The sequence below is a fragment of the Aminobacter sp. LjRoot7 genome, assembly GCF_964252895.1.
Classification (GTDB): Bacteria; Pseudomonadota; Alphaproteobacteria; order Rhizobiales; family Rhizobiaceae; genus Aminobacter; species Aminobacter aminovorans_B.
On record NZ_CAXUPX020000003.1, the window covers coordinates 20232 to 34957 of the forward strand.

The window sequence follows — 14726 nt, forward strand, 5'->3', positions numbered from 1 at the left end:
GCTGCGCTCCGTCGCAGCGATCAATGTAGGTCAATTGCGGGGCGGTTTGACTGCCTGATGCAAAAGCTCTTGCCTAAGGAGACGCAGAATGAAAACTCAGGTTTTTCTTCCGTTGGCGACATATCCCGACGCGAACACGGATGCTGTCGCCGTCAACGCTGTCGCGGTTGCGGCGCAACTTCATGCCGATCTGCACGTCCTTGCACTCCATGCGAGAATTCCGCCAGTTTCGAGCCCGCTTTCACGCATTCTGTTGGATCTTCCAGCACGAATCCGAGAAGCCGAGACCTTGAGCCTGCAAGCCGGTGGGCGGCTCCTCGCAAAGGTCGTCGATGAGGGTTCGAGACAGGATGTTGCTGTCACCACTGCATCTGAGGCCATCCTCCTTGCGGCGCAGGGTGATGTCGCCGCGGAACAGGCCCGGTATTTTGACATCTCTGTCGTCGGTTGGGAAACGGACAACCAGACCTCCCGTATGATTGCAGAGGCGGTCATCTTCGGTTCCGGCAAGCCGACGGTTCTGCTGCCTGACTCGGCAAGTGCGGCCAAGATAGAGCATGTTTCGATCGCGTGGGACGGCAGTCGGGCGGCCGCCCGTGCAGTTACCGACGCGCTGCCGTTTCTAGCGCATGCCTCAAAGATCCACGTCCTTGCCGTCATCGACGAAAAGCCGCTGAAGGCAACCGACGGCGCCGAGAGGTTGGCAGCTTTGTTGAGAAAGCGTGGCATGAACGCTGATGCACTGGACATCAAAGCGGAAGACTGTCCGATCGCAGTCACGCTGCAGGAGCGAGCGATCGAATTGGGCACGGACTTGCTCGTGATGGGCGGATATGGCCATTCGCGCGTCCGGGATTTCGTACTTGGCGGCGCGACACAGGGTGTTCTCTCGGATCTCCGCCTTCCGATATTGATGTCGCACTAGCTCGTGCGAGGGCTGCGATGGCCGTGGCATCGGCGAAGTTGCCGCGCTGACGTTCTTTCTGCTCGGATCGAGCCAGCTTCATCACGGGTAGCCACCATCTGGTTGATGGGGCTACGCTTCGGGTTAGCCTGGAACTGGCTTGCGCTGTTACGACGGCTATTTGACGTGGATCAAAGCAAGGCGGCGAACAAGAGCGGATGATGACGCGCTCAACGTCCAGGCGCATCCAAACAAGCCACGGAGGCGTAGCATGAGACTGGTGATATCGCTGGGCGGTAACGCACTCCTACGCAAGGGGCAGGCGATCACCGCTGAGAACCAACGCGAAAATGCATCGCAAGCGGCAATGTGGCTCGCGCCGGTGGCGCGCGCCCACGATGTGGTGGTTACTCACGGAAGTGGCCCACAGTTGGCGCTGCTTGCGCAGCAATCCTTTTCGTACAGCGTGGCCGAGCCCACGCGGCTCGATTTGCTCTGTGCACAGGCCGGGGGCGAAACAGGCTATCTGCTCGCCCGCGAATTGCGCAATCGCCTTGGTGGCGACCGGCCCGTCGTCGCCCAGATGGCCCAAGTACTGGTCAATCCTGACGATGAGGCCTTCAGAAGCCCCACGAAACCGATAGGACCGTTTTATGAGCGGATCCACGCTCACCAGTTGCGCCAACAGCGCGGTTGGGATTTTTCGGAGTTTAACGGAGAATACCGCCGGGTGGCGGCAGTGCCACATCTGCAGGCGACGATCGAAGCCCACGCCTCTGAGTTGATGCTAAAATCCGGGTCAACGGTCGTGATCTGCGGTCCAGTTCCGGTTGCCGCGCTGCCAACTGGCGGTCTGTCCGGCGTAGAGGCATTGCCTGACAAGGATGAGTTTGCGTCTTTGCTTGCGCGCGAACTCAACGCCGACGCCTTGCTGCTTCTGACCGATGTGCTTTCGCTCGCCATCGACTACGGCAAACCTGAGCAGCGTCATGTTCGACAGGCTACTCCCACGATGCTTCGTGCAACATCCTTCGATGCCGGTTCAATGGGGCCGAAAGTCGAGGCAGCGTGCGCCTTTGTTAAATCGTCGGGGAAATGGGCTGCGATCGGCTCCATTTCGAATGTCGAACGCATCCTGTCGGGGGATGCGGGGACACGAGTCGTCCCAACCATGGCTGGCGCGATTGAACTGTGGCCACGCTGAGACAAGCATTGATCGGGAGATCATGTTATGTGGGTTCGCGAACTTTCGACCTTGGATTGCACCAAGATATTAACTCGTAGCCATTTTGGGCATCTTGGATGCGCAAAAGACAGCCGACCATATGTCGTGCCTTTCTATTTTTGCTACTCCGACAGCCGACTTTATGCGTTCTCGATGCCGGGGAAGAAGGTCGATTACATGCGGGCCAATCCCAGTGTGTGCGTCCTTGTCGAAGAGAGGGGCGAGGGGCGGGAATGGAGAAGTGTGTTGGTCGATGGCCGCTTCGAGGAACTGAAGAATGACACACTCCAGCACAAGGCCGATCAGGAACATGCCTGGACGCTGCTGAGCAAGCACGTCAATTGGTGGGAACCGGGTGGCCTGAAACCGTTCCAGCGTCCTGTCACCGACCACTCCTTGCATCTCTTTTTTCGCATCGTTGTGGAGCAGATTTCTGGTCGCGAAGCGAAGGAAGATGGAATGCCTTGAATCTGCCCCCGTCCGCATTTTCAGAGCCGGTCCCATGTCGCCGGCGTCAGGCGACTAGGGTCTCTGCCCATTACCGACAGTCAATTGGCACAACCTCGGACATAGATTTGCCGAACGCGCAGGAAATGTTTGCGTAATCTTGTGTTCACCGATGTTCAAATGCCCGGGACGATGGATGGCATCAAGCTTTCCCATTACATCCGCGAGCGATGGCCGCCTGTAAAGTTGATTGTTGCATCCGGCGCCACAATTCTCGAAGAGAGCAATCTGCCTATGGGGAGCAGGTTCTTCTCAAAACCCTACGATGACCAAACAATCACAGACGCAATGGCCCGCCTGCTTTCGAGCGATATTTCGATTGGGCCCTCGGTCGAGCCTTCTCGGTAACGGCCGGATTACGCCCCTGGGCGGATTTCAAAATGATCATCCGCCCGCAAGTGCTTTCTCGACGTCCGCCAGCGAATGCCCCGTCAGGTCTTTCGCAATCTCGCCCAGAAGGATGGCGGACAGCGCCTTGTGGTAATGTTTGCGCATCTCGCCAAGAGCGCGGGGCGCTGCCACGATCACCACATTCTCGATCTTCCCGCTCAGCGCCTGCTGGTTGAGATGCTGGACAATTCCCGCTGAAAACTGATCCTCTCCAGCCTGACCATGGTCGGGGTTGGCAGTGCTTGCTTGCCGTCCCATGCTCGTACCCGCGTCTGCGGTGACAGCATCGTGGGGCATTGAGACGAGCTTCAGACCTGCCTCGTCCCCCGTGTTGCGAAACAGATTGATCTTTTCGCCGTCAGCGACGGCAACGACTGTACCTTTGGGCAGCAACATGTGCGGTTCTCCCGGTTGGGCGATTTGCGTACTTGGAAACGGGAAAGTGCCGCTCAGGGGAGCAGTGTCAGGGCACGCAGATCGGAGGAAAAAGCCTCAGCCGGCAAATAGCGGCATGGGACGCAACAATCCGACTCTAGCACGTCTGGGATCCCAGTTCTCGGAGGAATGTCCGATTTCGCCGAAACAGCAATCCGGCACCCGATTTGGGACGATGGCCGGGAATGGCTGAACCAAGACCATTGCGGGTCATTGCCTGCTCATAGGCTGGCCACGGCTCGCAGCTTTGCAGGGCGGCGAAGAGATACGGATGATGGAGGCGATGAACTGCGCGCTTGTATGCTCCGTTAAGCTCGTCAGGTGCTTCACTCGTCTCCACCAAACGGCCTGGCGTTCGCCTCGGGCGTTCCGGTTCAGCGTTTCAAAAGTCGCTCAAGCCGGTCGAAAGGCGGGCGGCGCGATGCTGCAGGCGTAAGCTATCGTCATTTTCCTTGATCCAGATCAGCGACAATTCACTGCAGGGCGCTCAATCTGTTCAAGAGCACCCGAATAGCGCGGTGTGAAAGGATGTCAGATGACAAAGTTCTTCGCCAATGCCGCCGTCGTGATTGCAATTGGAGCCGCATTCGTCTCGCCGTCTTATGCCCAACCCCAACAAGGCATGATGGGAATGATGGGCGGCGGGTGCCCGACCGTTGGCATGATGGGACACGGACGCATGGGCCTGGGCGGCTGGGGCGACGGCAGCTGGTTTGGCGGCCTGATGGGCCGCCAGCCCAAGATGGGCGCCATGGTCGAGGGGCGCCTAGCTTACCTCAAGGGTGAACTGAACATCACGTCAGATCAGCAGCCGGCATGGGACGCCTATGCGACTGCGGTGACGGAGCGCGTCGAACTCATGCAGGGCATGCATGAGGGCATAGCGAAGACCATGGGGACAGGGACTGCGCCGGAGCGCATGGATGCACGAATCTCCGGCATGGAAGCCATGTTGGAGTCCATGAAGGCCATGAAGCCCGCGACGGAGGGGCTCTACTCTGTGCTGAAAGACGAGCAGAAGGCGGTTGCCGATGAACTGATCGGCGGCGATTGCGGTGCGTTTTGACGCTTTGGGGGCGGCCGGGAGGAGAACTCAATGAGCTATCACTTCAGCAAGACCGTCGCGTTGCCGATGGAAACGGCGATTGAACATGTCACTGCGGCCCTTGCTGCCAAGGGCTTCGGCATTCTGACGACGATCGACGTCGCGGCGACGCTGAAGAAGAAGCTGGATGTCGAATTTCGTCCCTATGTGATCCTCGGTGCCTGCAACCCGGGATTCGCCTACAAAGCCCTGCAGCAGGAGAGCCACATCGGCACTATGCTGCCAGCAGGTCGATGAATGTCATGTCGAGGTCTCGGCCGTCGATCCCATCGCTTCAATGCAGGGCGTGAATAACCCCGGACTAGGCTCGATCGCGGGAGAGGTGCGGGACCTGTTGAAGCAAGCCGTGGACGGCCTTTGAGAGCGTCATCCGGATCCCGCATGAGCCGGGTGCGGAGTGTCGGGCACAATAGTGAATACCGGCGAGGATCATCCGCAGGGCTCGTCCGCTCGCGGACGCTGACCCGCGCGTTGCTCTACGGTCTGGGCTAATGATCGGCGCCGGCATCCTTGTCTATGTCGCGGTGGCCGCCGCCGCGGGTCGCACCGGTTTGCATGCGCCGCTGGCCTTCATCGGCGCCGCGCTGTTCATGTCGTTTCCGTGCCGCGACCTTTGACGAACTCGGCCACGCATGCCCGTCAGCGCCCGCGCAGCGGCCGATATTGAGAGGGGGGTGATCGCGCTGGTTGAGCGGGCGTAGGATTGCTGGTCATCGCCCCAGCTATTATCTCCGCCGCATCAGTCAGCGTGAGACGCGTAGGCTATCTCGGCGTATTCGTTGATCTTCCCGCGCCCTGGATCATCGGCTTCGTGGTGGCGGTGATGGGACTCGTTGCCTGCCTGGCCACGCGCCAGCCCGTCGCGCTTGCTGGCATCATAACGTTCATGGAGGTCGATGGGCTCGTTCCAGTCGTCGCAGCCAACCGGAGCGGATAGGGCGGCTCGGTTAGTACAACGACCTGTCTCGGCTTCTCCTCGACATAACACTCAACGCTGCGGCCGACGAACGCGGTCGCGCGCGACCATCCGTCGGCTCCGACGCGCTCTGGACGAGAATACAGGATAGGATGGTGTTGGATATTGGGCTCGGCTGGAGCTGGCCATTCACTCAGACAGCCGTGCCGATCAGCGCGCCAATGCCTGCAGTCAGCGCCATCGCAAAGGCGCCCCAGAAGGAAACCCGCAGCGTTGCCTTCATAACGTTGGCCCCGCCTGCCTTCGCGCCGATTGCGCCCAGAAACGCAAGGAACAGCAGTGAAGCAGCCGATACGACCCAGACCAGCGAAGCGGTGGGCGCCACAAGCACCATCGCTAGCGGCATCGCAGCTCCGACCGCAAATGTAGCTGCTGACGTGAGGGCTGCCTGGATCGGCCGCGCCGTCGTCATCTCCGAAATCCCGAGCTCGTCGTGCGCGTGGGTGGCAAGAGCGTCTTTCGCCATCAGCTGGTCGGCGACTTGATGCGCAAGGTCAGTCGTCAAGCCGCGCTTGACGTAGATCTGCGCCAGTTCCTCTCTCTCGAACTCGGGCTGCGTTTCCAGTTCCATCCGCTCGCGGTCGAGATCAGCATGCTCGGTGTCCGACTGCGAACTCACCGATACGTACTCGCCCGCCGCCATGGACATGGCACCTGCGACAAGCCCGGCCACACCCGCGACAAGAACCTCTGAAGTTCCGGCGGCGGCGGAGGCAACTCCGACGATGAGGCTGGCTGTGGAGACTATACCGTCGTTGGCTCCGAGTACTGCAGCTCGAAGCCAGCCGATCCGCGAAACGAGATGGTTCTCCGTATGCAGCCTGCTCATGCCTGCCTCTGGACCATGCCGTTCAGCGCGGTAGCTGCAGCGATCGTGTTCGAGATGGTGCCGTATTTGCGGACATTCCTGTGCAGCAATTCCAAACGCTGGTCCGTCTCGTCCGTGTCGACCGTCAGTACGTAGTCGATTGAGACTATTTTCGGGGGGCTATCCTGCCGCACGGCATGAACTTCGACATGGGCTCCTTTGAAGTCGAAGTGCAGGATCGGAGCAACGCGCTCGATCCCCTTGATCATGCATGCCGCGACTGATGCGAGTAGCAGTTCGGCGGGATTGAAAGCATCAGATCGACCACCAGGATCCGTGTCGAGCCCAATCTGTGCGTTCTTGGTTGTGGCGAGGGCAGCGTGAGCATCAACCCGACGAGCTTCGACCTTGTACTGGAGCATGATGCGATTTCTCCTCTGAAGCGCGCCATGAACGACACGCGAGAACGCTTTAGCACGACAGTATTCCTGGAGAATTGATCTGGGTCAGGTGGCAATGGCAGTCGGCGCAATGATTATACATCGATGAATTATTGCCAAAACCCGTGTCAGTCCTCGTCGATACTGATCTGCGTCAGGTCCTCCCACTCCTCCTTGGGCAATTGTGCGACCTAGGCAGCTAGCGGCCAGCCGGTCCACGGGGTTCGACGTGGACTCGATGTCGTCGTTCGCGCCGCGCCAAACGAGTACCGCTGGTGCGGTGGACTATCCAGGTTTCGGAGTGCGAATGGCGGCCTATGTTTGGGTTCTTTGCAAGAGGTTTGGTTGTTGTTGCGCGGAGGCGCAGCGCTGCGCAGGATCTCCAAGGAGCAGGACGGCGAGCACAAGGAGCACGCGCACAAGCCAGATCGTCCAGGCCAGCTCCGGCCACCCGCCAAAGCAGAAGGCAACCCCGCCCGGGCAGCCAGAGCAGCGCGGTCTTTAGCCGGTCTGCATTCGAAATGCTCCATACACTCAACTCTGTGGTTTTCCGGTTGCCGGTTCGTCCCCGAATATTCTCCCGACGCGGCACGCACGGATGCAATCTTCTTCGCCTCGAAGCAGGAACAGCGCGTCGATCCCGACCTGCCGCGCCAGTATCCCTCCCTTGCCGGGGCCGAGCACCGTCAGGGCCGTTGCCCAGGCGTCGGCGGCCGCACAGGACGGGGCAAGCACCGTGACTGAGGCAGGGGCATCAAGAACGGGTGTGCCTCTGCGCGGGTCCACGGTGTGCGAGAGCCGCCGTCCCTGCACCTCGACCCAGTGGCGGTAGTCGCCTGATGTCGCCACGGCGCAATCCTGCAGGGACAGGACCGAATGCGGTGCCCGCCGGTCCGGATCGGGCAGTTCCACGGCGACTGTCCAGGTTTCGCCGTCCAGCCTCCGTCCCATGGCCCGCATTTCGCCGTCTATACCGACCAGTGCATCACGGACTCCGAGGGTGGCGAGCGTTTCGGCCAGCCGGTCCACCCCGAAGCCCTTGGCGATGCCGTTGAGATCGAGCGCAATGGGCACGATCTTCCGTACCTCCCCGTCGCCCAGCTCGATCGCCTCATGCGCCGGAACGCGGCGCGCCGTCAGGGCGGTGCGGATCAGGTCGGTGGCGGCGGCGGCCGGGCCGAAGCCCCAGGCTGTTACCGCATCGCCCACCCCGATGTCGAAAGCAGAGTCGGATACCTTGCCAACCGCCAGCGCCAGCCGCACGACCTCCATCAGCATTGCCGGGACAGGCACCCGTTCTCCGACGAGCGCACGGTTGAGCCGCATGAGGTCGCTGTCGGGCTTCCATGTCGACATCTGCGCGTCGACCTCGCCGACCGCCGACTGGAGGGCTTTGCGGGCGGCTTCGTCATCGAACCCTGGCGGCGCGAAGAAGAGAGCCGACCAGCGCGTGCCCATAGTCGACCCGTTGAGCGCGTGGCGAACAAACTCAGTAGACGTCTTCGACATAGCGTCCCTCTGCCTTGAGCATCGCTGGCGACATGCCGAGAGGCTTCAGCATCCGTGCCATCGCCTCTGCTACCCCTGCCGCCATGTCCGAGCCGCCACAGACCATGACGCGCGCGCCGTTGCGGATCGCGCTGATGACCTGCGCCTGTTCGGCAGCGAGCGAGTCCTGCACGTAGTGGGGCCGGATGCCGCGCGAAACCGCGATGGATAGGCGGGAAAGCCTGCCTTCGACCGCCCAGGCTTCCAGTTCCTCACGGTACAGGAAGTCGCTTTGCGGATGACGCATGCCGAAGAACAGGTGGATCGGCCTGCGCCCGTTGTTGGCCCTGATAAAGCCTGCCAGCGGTCCAAGCCCCGTGCCCGCTCCGACGAGGATCAGCGGAGCACGGTCCGTGCCCACATGGAAGGCCGGGTTGCGGCGAAGAAAGGCAGCAACGGAGTCGCCCGGTTCGAGTGCCATTAGCGCGCCTGAGCACAGGCCCCCCACATGCTTGCGCACCACGATCTCGACGAAGCCGTCGCCGCTACCCGATGCCAGAGAATAGAAGCGCGGAATGGTCGAGCCCTCCGGCACGACGCCGAGGAGCTCTCCCGCCGCGAAGTTCGCGAATCCTGACCCGAAGAGACGCTGCCAGAGGGACAGGCGGGGCACCGCGAAACGCAGGATCGCCGTCGGCGCCTGGACGTCCTGGCCGTAGTCGCGCCGCGAGGCGAGCCTGAGGGAAGTTGTCTCGGGGTGGACGGGCTGATGGTCCAGTTCGAGTTCAATTCCCAGCGTCTCGCCGAGCGCGCGCCCCCATCGCGCGAACTCCTGCGGTGATTGGCGGTCCACCGTGTCCAGCGGAAGCAGCGTCGGCCATCTCTTTGCCTTTACCGCCGCCTCGACGGACTCGGCATAGGCGCAAAAGGCCGGGAAGCCGCGGTCGCCGAAGCCCAGCACCGCCAGTGGCGCGGCCGGAATGACGGCCAGTCCGGCAATACGGTCGAGGAACCCCTTCGCCGATGCAGGCGGGTTGCCGTCGCCATAGGTCGCAGCGAGGACCAGAAAGCGGCGAGCAGCGGGGTTCCGCGCCGGATCGAAGGCCGACATCGGCGCGACGTGCACCGGATGCCCGGCCCGAGTGAGTGCATCGTGCAGCGTCGCCGCAAAGCCCCAGGTGCTGCCGCCCTCACTCCCGACCAGTATGACCGTTTCGGCGCGCGACGGCGGGACGTTGCCGCGGATAAGCGGCCGCCCGCGGCGTCCTGCCAGCCATATGACGGCGCCCGTAGCGCCCACCACAGGAACCGCGAGCGCCATCAGTCCGAGCACTAGGCTGAGCAGCGCGGCACCCTGTCCGGTATGCAGCATGTAGATTGTTTCGGAGGCACGCGCCCAGCCACTCAGGTTGGACCAGCCCAGCGTCGCTCCCGTCCCTTGGTCAAGGTAGCCCGTGCCGAGGTCGGTCTTGAGCGTGAAGACGTCGGTCGCATCGCCGGGATAGGGGAAGCTGAGCTCGCGCAGGCTGGAGACAGGGGTTGAGGCGAGCATGGGCATCCCGGTCAGGGGCATGCCAGTTTCCCCGCTCACCGTGGACGGCAAATCCGGGACGATGGCCTGGTCCGCAAGGAACCCGAAGGTCGAGGCAGTCATCCAGATCGCGGTAGCCGAGGACAGGAGGAGCCCGAGCACGACGCCGCGCGCGAGCTCGACATGGATGCGCCCCGGTAGCGATCCGCGCAGCGGGGCAAACCACCGCCGCCAGCCACCGGCGCGGCGGGCCACCAGCATGATACCCGAGACAGAAAGAACAAGCATTGCCGCCGCCCCCGCGCCCGAGACGATGCGGCCGGTATCGTCCAGGAAGAGCGAGCGGTGCAGGGTGGTCAACCAGCGCTCGACCGGGTTCGGGTCAGCGGAGGCCACGCCTTCGCCCGTCGCCGGGTTAATCACGGCCGAACCCGGCGTGCCGCTGTCGAACCAGTATGCGGTGATGCGCCCCGAGGGAGAGCGCTTGATCTGCTCCACTCCCGGATACGCGATCTGAACACGGGTCGCGAGTGCGCCCACGCTCATCGCGTCATCGGCCTGCGGTGCTGTCAGCTGCTCAGCCGCCGGGAAGATCGAAAGAGCGGCCCCACTGAGCGCGAGCAGGGTGACCAGGGCCAGTGCCACGAGGCCGGGCCAGCGGTGAAGAGCTCGGATCATGGCTTCCTGCCCTCACATGCCGTAGCCGAAGCTGGCGACGTAGCGGCGGCCCTGGACGGTCTGGCCGGCGCCTTGAGTTGTCAGCGGCACGGCGACTTCGTTCGGGCTATCGCGCATGTCCTCGACCGCGGCGTCGACGTGGAGCGTGTAGCCTGCGTCGAAGAGCGCGTCGGCGAGGTCGAGCGTGATCTCCAGCGCTCGTCCCGCCCCCACGCTTGCCCCGGTGATACCGTTGATTTCCGCGGTATTGCCGCGCGTCGCGCGGTACCAGTCGGTCAGATGCTCGTAGTACTTGGATTTACCTCCCGCCATCCAGAGGGTTCCGGCATAGGCGCCCTTCGGATCGGTGACATAGATGGCGAGGTAGGCGCCGTCGCCACCGTAGTTCTTCAGGGTCGTCGTAAGTGTCACCGGCCGCGCCATTGCGATGTCGGGGAGAGTGAGTGCGGTGGTGAGCGCCAGGGCGGCGAGTATCGTTCTCATGACGAGTTCTCCAGGATTTACGAGAATGGTGGCGAGCGCCTCAGTTCACCTTGACCTTCGGCGCTGCGCCGCTGCCGAACAGGCCATTGTTAGGAGGGATTGCTGTGCCCACAGGGGCGGGTCCAGCCGCGGCACCGCCACGGGAGCCGTCATCATCGTCTTCGTCTTCATCGTCACGGTCGCGATCGCCATGATCCTCGCCATCGTCGTCACGGCCGAGGCGGCGTGGATGATTCGGGTCAAGATGGCCGTCATCGCTGGTGAGCAGCAGGTTCGCGCCATCATAGGAAGCATCCGCGACGGCCTCGCGCGATGCTTGCGACGGCAGTTCTACATGCATCGCGCTCCACGCCGGAATGCCAGCGCCCGCGGCCAGTGCAGTCGATGTGAACAGGATGGTGAATGTCTTCTTCATGGCAGGTCTCCTTTTCTGCTGGCTCCTTTCTGCGGGCCCCGCCTGATCCCTTCCTGACGGAAACGGAGTTTCTGCTTCAGCTTACCGTCAGGAATCGAAAGGCCCCGCCGCAATGGCGAGGCCTCGGAAAGCGCCTGCTTATCGAAACGATGGATCAGAAGATATCGCCGGCACCAGCAGGTCTCTTCCGGCCTGTGACCATGGCGCGTGCAAGGTTCTCCTGGTGGCGGAACGACGCGAGCGCCACGCCCACGAGGTGCAAGGCGACAAGGAGCAACATCGCGTTTGCCAACGTCTCGTGGACCTCCCTGAGAGGCCCCTCGGCCTCGCCTTCCGCGTCGCCTCTGCCGGCCCGGCCCTCGCCGTCGTCATCGTCCGCAAGTGCCGGGACCACAAACTGCAGCTGGTGGGCCGCGGCTGCGGCGCGGGCCGGCTCTTCCATGAGCCATCCCGTGAAGGCCGTTCCGGACAGCGTCACGAGCAGTGCGATGATCATGGCCGCGCCTGCCGGGTTGTGACCCAGGTAGCGCGGCTCTCTCCCCCTGGCGGCATCGGCGACGTAGGTCAGCGAGGCGGCGGGACCCCGGACGAATTGAGCGAAACGGGCGTAGCGGCTGCCGACAAAGCCCCACACGAAGCGGATGCCCACCAGCGCCGCTACCGCGTAGCCCGCGAACTCGTGAACTGGCTGTATCTCCTCGGCGGTAAGCCAAGCCGTGGCGAAGGCACCGACCAGTCCCCAGTGGAAGATGCGGATAAGTGGATCCATACCCTGACCCAGTTGGCAGTGTTCTCTGCGGCTCCCTCGCAGGCGATGGCAGGGTCATTGCTCGTTATCGTGGCTTTCTCCCTTGCGACGCCGATGGCCGTCGCCATCCCTGTGTTCGATCTCCAGTATCTCGAGGGTTGCCGGATGAACTGTCGCCTCCATCTGCTGGCCCTGGGCATCGGTACCGTCGATCTCGTAACAGCCGTCGTCGATCTTGATCCGTCGCACCGTCCAGCCTTGCTGCGCCGCCAGGGCTGCAACGGCCTCCCTCGGCTTCCAGTCGGCCATCGGCACGAAGCACTCGTCATCGGCCATCGCGCTGCCGACCGGAAAGGCCGCGACGAAAGCGAGAATTGTCAGGACGAGCCGCATGGCGCATTACTCCGTTCACCTGGATTTGCGGTGAACCTGGAGGGCCAACCTTACGGCACGCTGAAGTTAGCCCTCTATTCGCTTCAGCAACCCGTCAGGAAGACTTGGTAGTAGAGGCGGAGGGCCGCGGAAGGCGCGTGAACATGCGAATCCTGCTTATAGAGGACGACGCCGTGCTGGGCGCCGCGGTGCGCGACCAGATCGCGGATGACGGCCACTCGGTCGACTGGGTCACCAGGCTTGACGGGGCGCGCGACGCGATGGCGAGCGCGGGCTACGACCTCATCTTGCTCGATCTCATGCTACCCGACGGCAGGGGCATCGTCTTTCTAAAGGCGCTGAGGAATTCAGGAGACGTCACGCCCGTCATCATCCTCACCGCGCTCGACCAGGTCTCCGACAGGATCGAAGGCCTGAAGGCGGGAGCGGACGATTATCTCGTGAAGCCGTTCGACCTCGACGAGCTTTCTGCCCGCATCGGCTCCGTCGCCCGCCGCTATTCGGGCAACCCCAACCCCATCATCCGGCATGGTGCGCTCGACATCGACATTGCGCGGCGGAGCGTGCTCCGCGAGGGCAAGCCCGTGCAGCTAACGGCGCGCGAATGGGCACTGCTGGAGGCCTTCCTGGCGCGTCCCGGCCAGCTTCTCTCCAAGCCGCAGCTGGAGGAGAAGCTCTACGACTTCGACGCCGAGATCGAGAGCAACACGATCGAGGTCCATGTGAGCCGGCTTCGGAAGAAGCTGGGCACCAAACTCATCGAGACCGAGCGCGGCCTTGGCTACAGGCTCGCGGGGGCATGAGGGGGCCACGAAGCCTCCAGGGCAGGCTCCTCCTGTCGCTCGGAGCAGTCCTGCTCGTGTTCTGGATCGGCGCAGCGTGGGCAACCGCCGTCCTGCTGAGGCACGAGATCGAAGAAGTTTTCGATTCCTCGCTGCAGGAAACCGCGCAGCGCCTGCTTCCGCTAGCGGTCCTGGACATCGTCGGACGGGAGGACGAAGATGCTGCCAGCCAGAGGCTCGGGGCGATCCGGAGCCATGACGAACTCTTCACTTACGTCGTCCGTGACGACAAGGACACGGTTCTGCTCCGGTCGCACGCGGCCAATCTCTCCACCTTCCCGCCATATGGAAGAGCGGGCTTTGGCCGGACAGCGACGCACCGCCTCTACAGCGAAGAGGCTCTGCAGGGCACGATTCGCATAACGGTGGCGCAGCCGCTGTCTCATCAGGACGCGGTCATTCGCGAAATGCAGATCGGCCTTGGTCTTCCAGTTTTAGTGGTTATCCCCGCCGCCTTCGCGGCTATCGCCTTCGCGGTGAGACGGAGCACCCGGCCGTTGCGAGCGTTCCGGGAACAGCTGGAGACCCGGAGTGAAAAGGACCTATCCCCGGTCGCCTCCGGCGACCTGCCGAGTGAGGTCGCCCCGCTGGCAGCCACCATGAACGCGCTGCTGGAGAGGCTGAGCGCGGCATTTGAGGCCGAGAGGAGCTTGGCGGCCAATACCGCGCACGAACTCAGGACCCCTCTCGCCGGGGCGATCGCTCAGGCCCAGCGCATCCGCAAGGAGACGGCCGAAAAGCAGACGGCGCAGCGCGGAGCCGATATCGAGGCGACGCTCAAGCGGCTGACTGCCCGCGCAGAACGGCTCATGCAGCTGGCACGCGCTGAAGGCGGGCGGCTCGAGCTGAACAAGGCGTCGGACCTGCGCGCCACGCTGGAGGTCGTGGTCGGCGACATGAGCCGGACCGAACTTTCCGGGAGGATATCGCTAAGCCTGCCCGACGAACCAGTCATGTCGGCCGTCGATCCCGACGCGGTCGGAATCCTGTGCCGCAACCTGGTCGAGAACGCACTCCGGCACGGAAGCCAGTCATCCCCTGTAGAGGTCGTCCTGTCCGGGGATGGCATCCTCACGATAGCCAACGACGGCCCCGTTGTGCCCGAGGAGACCTTGGCCAAGCTATCGGACCGCTTCGAACGCAACGGCAAGCCGGGTCGCGGAAGCGGCATCGGGCTATCCATCGTCTCGACGATCGCCCACCGCTTGGGCAGCGCGCTGACTCTTAGGTCACCGCGCCAAGACAGCCAGACCGGGTTCGAAGCAAGCGTCCGGTTTGCGAGCGCAGTCACGCCCGAGTCAAGGATCTGACCTGAAGTTCAATCTGGCCCCATCACGTCGAAAGTGCCGAAAATCCCG

Annotated in this window: 17 protein-coding genes and 2 pseudogenes; 10 read left to right on the forward strand and 9 right to left on the reverse strand. The window is 62.9% G+C overall.

The window, feature by feature from the left end:
• Positions 1-88 precede the first annotated feature (88 nt).
• The 4 genes and pseudogenes from ACSQ3E_RS09580 to ACSQ3E_RS09595 all read left to right on the forward strand — a co-directional run.
• Complete coding sequence (locus tag ACSQ3E_RS09580; RefSeq protein WP_436122528.1) at positions 89-925, forward strand: universal stress protein; 837 nt, start codon at positions 89-91, stop codon at positions 923-925.
• Positions 926-1175: 250 nt separating this feature from the next.
• Positions 1176-2108, forward strand: coding sequence for an amino acid kinase family protein (locus ACSQ3E_RS09585; RefSeq protein ID WP_436122529.1), 933 nt, complete (start codon positions 1176-1178; stop codon positions 2106-2108).
• A gap of 27 nt (positions 2109-2135) precedes the next feature.
• Positions 2136-2597: a pyridoxamine 5'-phosphate oxidase family protein gene (locus ACSQ3E_RS09590; RefSeq protein WP_436122530.1), complete on the forward strand. Its 462-nt coding sequence runs from the start codon at positions 2136-2138 to the stop codon at positions 2595-2597.
• 135 nt (positions 2598-2732) lie between these two features.
• Positions 2733-2984 (forward strand): annotated as a pseudogene (locus ACSQ3E_RS09595) (response regulator); the annotation flags it as partial.
• A 36-nt stretch (positions 2985-3020) separates the two neighbouring features.
• On the opposite strand, the gene ACSQ3E_RS09600 reads toward ACSQ3E_RS09595, so the two are convergent.
• Positions 3021-3422, reverse strand: a complete 402-nt coding sequence (locus ACSQ3E_RS09600) for a host attachment family protein (protein ID WP_436122531.1) — start codon at positions 3420-3422, stop codon at positions 3021-3023.
• 574 nt (positions 3423-3996) lie between these two features.
• Between ACSQ3E_RS09600 and ACSQ3E_RS09605 the strand changes: the two genes are divergently transcribed.
• The 4 genes and pseudogenes from ACSQ3E_RS09605 (at position 3997) to ACSQ3E_RS09620 (ending at position 5503) form a co-directional block, all read left to right on the forward strand.
• Positions 3997-4527, forward strand: a complete 531-nt coding sequence (locus ACSQ3E_RS09605) for a Spy/CpxP family protein refolding chaperone (protein WP_436122532.1) — start codon at positions 3997-3999, stop codon at positions 4525-4527.
• Positions 4528-4557: 30 nt separating this feature from the next.
• Positions 4558-4927, forward strand: a pseudogene (locus ACSQ3E_RS09610) (DUF302 domain-containing protein).
• 130 nt (positions 4928-5057) lie between these two features.
• Positions 5058-5183 carry a hypothetical protein gene (locus tag ACSQ3E_RS09615; RefSeq protein ID WP_436122533.1) on the forward strand — a complete coding sequence of 42 codons (126 nt, stop codon included), beginning with the start codon at positions 5058-5060 and terminating at the stop codon, positions 5181-5183.
• A gap of 131 nt (positions 5184-5314) precedes the next feature.
• On the forward strand, positions 5315-5503 hold the full coding sequence (locus ACSQ3E_RS09620; RefSeq protein WP_436122534.1) for a hypothetical protein: 189 nt from the start codon (positions 5315-5317) through the stop codon (positions 5501-5503).
• Between the two features lie 172 nt (positions 5504-5675).
• Here the strand turns inward: ACSQ3E_RS09620 and ACSQ3E_RS09625 are convergent, their stop codons facing one another.
• The 8 genes from ACSQ3E_RS09625 to ACSQ3E_RS09660 all read right to left on the reverse strand — a co-directional run bounded on the left by ACSQ3E_RS09625 (position 5676) and on the right by ACSQ3E_RS09660 (position 12526).
• On the reverse strand, positions 5676-6371 hold the full coding sequence (locus ACSQ3E_RS09625; RefSeq protein ID WP_436122535.1) for a VIT1/CCC1 transporter family protein: 696 nt from the start codon (positions 6369-6371) through the stop codon (positions 5676-5678).
• On the reverse strand, positions 6368-6772 hold the full coding sequence (locus ACSQ3E_RS09630) for an OsmC family protein (RefSeq protein ID WP_436122536.1): 405 nt from the start codon (positions 6770-6772) through the stop codon (positions 6368-6370). Before ACSQ3E_RS09630 ends, ACSQ3E_RS09625 begins: the two co-directional genes overlap by 4 nt.
• 552 nt (positions 6773-7324) lie before the next feature.
• On the reverse strand, positions 7325-8299 hold the full coding sequence (locus ACSQ3E_RS09635; protein ID WP_436122537.1) for an FAD:protein FMN transferase: 975 nt from the start codon (positions 8297-8299) through the stop codon (positions 7325-7327).
• A complete protein-coding gene (locus tag ACSQ3E_RS09640) occupies positions 8280-10487 on the reverse strand; it encodes a PepSY domain-containing protein (protein ID WP_436122538.1) in 2208 nt (735 codons plus the stop codon). Before ACSQ3E_RS09640 ends, ACSQ3E_RS09635 begins: the two co-directional genes overlap by 20 nt.
• 12 nt (positions 10488-10499) lie before the next feature.
• Entirely contained in the window at positions 10500-10970 is a 471-nt protein-coding gene (locus ACSQ3E_RS09645) for a DUF2271 domain-containing protein (RefSeq protein ID WP_436122539.1), read from the reverse strand.
• A gap of 40 nt (positions 10971-11010) precedes the next feature.
• On the reverse strand, positions 11011-11385 hold the full coding sequence (locus ACSQ3E_RS09650; RefSeq protein ID WP_436122540.1) for a hypothetical protein: 375 nt from the start codon (positions 11383-11385) through the stop codon (positions 11011-11013).
• Between the two features lie 154 nt (positions 11386-11539).
• Complete coding sequence (locus ACSQ3E_RS09655; protein WP_436122541.1) at positions 11540-12154, reverse strand: cytochrome b/b6 domain-containing protein; 615 nt, start codon at positions 12152-12154, stop codon at positions 11540-11542.
• Positions 12155-12208: 54 nt separating this feature from the next.
• Positions 12209-12526, reverse strand: coding sequence for a PepSY domain-containing protein (locus tag ACSQ3E_RS09660; RefSeq protein ID WP_436122542.1), 318 nt, complete (start codon positions 12524-12526; stop codon positions 12209-12211).
• A 143-nt stretch (positions 12527-12669) separates the two neighbouring features.
• Here ACSQ3E_RS09660 and ACSQ3E_RS09665 point away from each other — a divergent pair, with 143 nt between their 5' ends.
• Complete coding sequence (locus ACSQ3E_RS09665; protein ID WP_436122543.1) at positions 12670-13329, forward strand: response regulator transcription factor; 660 nt, start codon at positions 12670-12672, stop codon at positions 13327-13329.
• Between the two features lie 56 nt (positions 13330-13385).
• Positions 13386-14678 (forward strand): sensor histidine kinase, encoded by a 1293-nt coding sequence (locus tag ACSQ3E_RS09670; protein WP_436122544.1) that lies wholly within the window; start codon positions 13386-13388, stop codon positions 14676-14678.
• The last annotated feature ends 48 nt before the right edge of the window (positions 14679-14726 follow it).